The following is a 2,742-nucleotide window of genomic DNA, read 5'->3' as shown; positions in this document are numbered from 1 at the left end:
CTGCCAGGACACGCTTGTAGGACTGTTCCGCCTGCGGTTTGACGAGCCAGACTGGACATGGGCACTCGCGCAACAGGTTCATATCATCGCTGCCGAACAAGCGGTCTAACCATGCCAGTTTTTCGGGTGCCTTGATCACTAAATCATGCCCGTCACTGATCACCTGGCGGATAATTTCCAGAAAACGGGTGCCGTTGCGCACTTTTGTTTTAATCGGAATCTGTTGACGATAGGGCTCTATCAATGTTTCCAGTTCCTGCGAGTGGCTGGCTTCGATTGCGGATTGAAGATCGGCAGAAATCGGGCCCCCTTCGTGCATACCGATGCTGGCAGTCATGCGACTAACCACTTTGACAACGGTCAGGCAGGCCTGGTTGTTCTCAGCCAGCGTAACAGCGCGTTCCAGGGCAGTCGTACAATCTTCTCTGATGTCCACTACACAAAGAATATTTCTGAAAATCGTCATTTCACTTGCTTCATCGATCAGCTTTCGCCAATCCATTAACGGTAACCATCACCATCTGAGGTGGGGCTGCTGGAAGCCGATCCATTATCAATGCGCACAGCATTCCCGCGGCCCAGGCCTCCGCTGCTTTCCAGCGCCGGAAAACCAGAAGAACCAACAGTAGCACCATAGAGAACAAGGCCAGGCTCAGGTGTAAAAGACCCGTTGGGAGTTCAGCTACCATTTTAACTATCCTTCGCTTTCGCTACCGGCGATCACCGCGGATCGCTACTTGATGGGCGTCAGTTTGGAGATTCAACCATTCTGACACCCTGTCTAGGGCAATTACTGTAACGGTGCCTTTGAGCCTTGTCCAATATTAATGAGTCTGAAATGGTCCAAATTGTTCATAAGCCTCGGGTGAGAACGATTATGACATCAAAGAACTTAAAGACGAATAAGAGCGCTCGAAGCGTTTCTTCAAGGCAACTAAGCTAGCGACTGGATTTATTATGAAACAAGAATCACAGAGCAATCAGACTGCAGGCGCAAAATTTCGCCTTGTTTTGTTATGGCCTATTGTTGCGGCATTTTTGTTGGCAGGACTAGTCTACTGGTTCGTTCTGCCACAGGGAGAGCGTATCGCTGGCGCATTATCAGTGACCATGTTTGCCGCTGTATTATGGATAACCGAGGCGTTGCCGCTTTCTATGACGGCGATACTCATTCCGGTGGCGCTGGCTATTGTCGGTGTGTTTGAAGTTAATAACGCCTTTCAATCATTTGGTAGTCCCGTGCTGTTTCTTGTACTTGGCGGTTATGCACTGGCTGTGGCGGTTGAGGTTAATGGGGTTGATCGCCGGCTGGCGCGGTATGTCCTGGGCATGGCGGGTAATCGTAGCATTAGTTTACTGATTGCCTTTATGCTGATCTCTGCTGTTCTTTCGATGTTTATCTCAAACACTGCCACGACGGCTTTATTGTTACCTGTGGTCATCGGCATTATCAACCGTCAACTGGCGGATAAAAACCTTTCTCGCGTGTTGTTACTCGGTGTTGCCTACGGTGCCAGCATTGGTGGCGTGGCAACACTGATAGGTTCACCACCGAACGCCATTGCTGCCGGACTGCTCAATATCAGTTACCTTGAATGGTTAGCCTGTGGTATGCCGGTCAGTTTTACCATGCTGCTGACCATTCCTGTTTTATGGTGGACATACCGTCCTGAGCAAAAACACACTAACTTCGATCCTGGTGAAGAATTGCCAATGACGCTCAATGGTAAACGCACTCTATGGGTGATAGCGCTTACCCTGATGTTGTGGTTGTTCGGGCCCATGCTGGGCGAATGGCTGGCTTTGCCAGCGGCACTTATTATAAAGCCGAGGCAGTAGCGGTTATCGCCTTAGTGGCTTTGATGCTGACTACCTGTGTTAACTGGAAAGCACTGGAAAAAGGTATTCACTGGGGTGTGTTATTACTCATGGGTGGCGGCCTGACACTGGCCGATGTGCTTCGACAGCGCATTCGGAACCGCGAGCGTGCAGGCAGCGATATTTCGGAAGCAGATCTCAGCGTGCTTGAGCATCAGCTCGCGACCTACGCGGGACTTGATGCGGATTAGCAGGGCTACACTGTAACTATCGATACCGAATCGGTCTCCGGGCCGGAGCAGATCCTGGCGATGGTCAATCAGTCACTGTAACTGGTGTTTCAAAACCGGGTGGTTTGATGGCGAGCACCGAACAATCGATCTGATTCAGGATCGTCTCAGCCGTGTTACCCATGAAGAATCCCGGGACGCCGGTGCGGGCCACCGTCCCCATAACGATAACATCGGCCGCGAGCTCTTTGGCCAGCGCTGGAATCTCTATACTGGCCGATCCTTTCACCAGATGTGTTATGGGGTTAATATAGTCCGCAGCATTTCTATCTAACGTGCAAGGGACACTACGCATGAGTTCATCCAGGCTGGCCTTGTTCCTGCGCCTCTCCTGCTCTACGTAAGCAGCGATTTTCGCTTTCGGGGTATGCAAAACGCCGTGCATGGTGCTTTCATCGGGCGCCTGCCAAGCATGCACGACGTGCAGCTCGGCAAAGTCGGATAGTGCCAACGAAGCGGCTATTTCAAGAATTTGTTGGTTCAGGACCTGGTGTGTTTCCAGCTCCGCTGGCGGATACCCGTAGGCCACATCGACCGCTGCCAGGACACGCTTGTAGGACTGTTCCGCCTGCGGTTTGACGAGCCAGACTGGACATGGGCACTCGCGCAACAGGTTCATATCATCGCTGCCGAA

At 51.8% G+C, this 2,742-nt stretch carries 4 protein-coding genes; 2 read left to right on the top strand and 2 right to left on the bottom strand.

What is annotated here, in order from left to right; all coding sequences use genetic code 11:
* On the bottom strand, positions 1–502 hold a 502-nt coding region (locus tag VIN66_RS06830; protein ID WP_331923280.1), incomplete at its 3' end, for a universal stress protein.
* Positions 503–957: 455 nt separating this feature from the next.
* Between VIN66_RS06830 and VIN66_RS06825 the strand changes: the two genes are divergently transcribed.
* Both VIN66_RS06825 and VIN66_RS06820 read left to right on the top strand, forming a co-directional pair.
* Positions 958–1,839 carry an SLC13 family permease gene (locus VIN66_RS06825; RefSeq protein ID WP_331923279.1) on the top strand — a complete coding sequence of 294 codons (882 nt, stop codon included), beginning with the start codon at positions 958–960 and terminating at the stop codon, positions 1,837–1,839.
* Complete coding sequence (locus tag VIN66_RS06820; RefSeq protein ID WP_331923278.1) at positions 1,794–2,069, top strand: hypothetical protein; 276 nt, start codon at positions 1,794–1,796, stop codon at positions 2,067–2,069. The genes VIN66_RS06825 and VIN66_RS06820 overlap by 46 nt, the downstream gene beginning before the upstream one ends.
* A gap of 64 nt (positions 2,070–2,133) precedes the next feature.
* Here the strand turns inward: VIN66_RS06820 and VIN66_RS06815 are convergent.
* Positions 2,134–2,742: universal stress protein (locus VIN66_RS06815; RefSeq protein ID WP_331923277.1), on the bottom strand; the 609-nt coding region annotated here is incomplete at its 5' end.

This window comes from Rheinheimera sp. (assembly GCF_036568245.1).
GTDB lineage: Bacteria > Pseudomonadota > Gammaproteobacteria > Enterobacterales > Alteromonadaceae > Alishewanella.
Note: the sequence above shows the minus strand (reverse complement) of the source record. Positions and strands in the feature narration are given on the sequence as shown.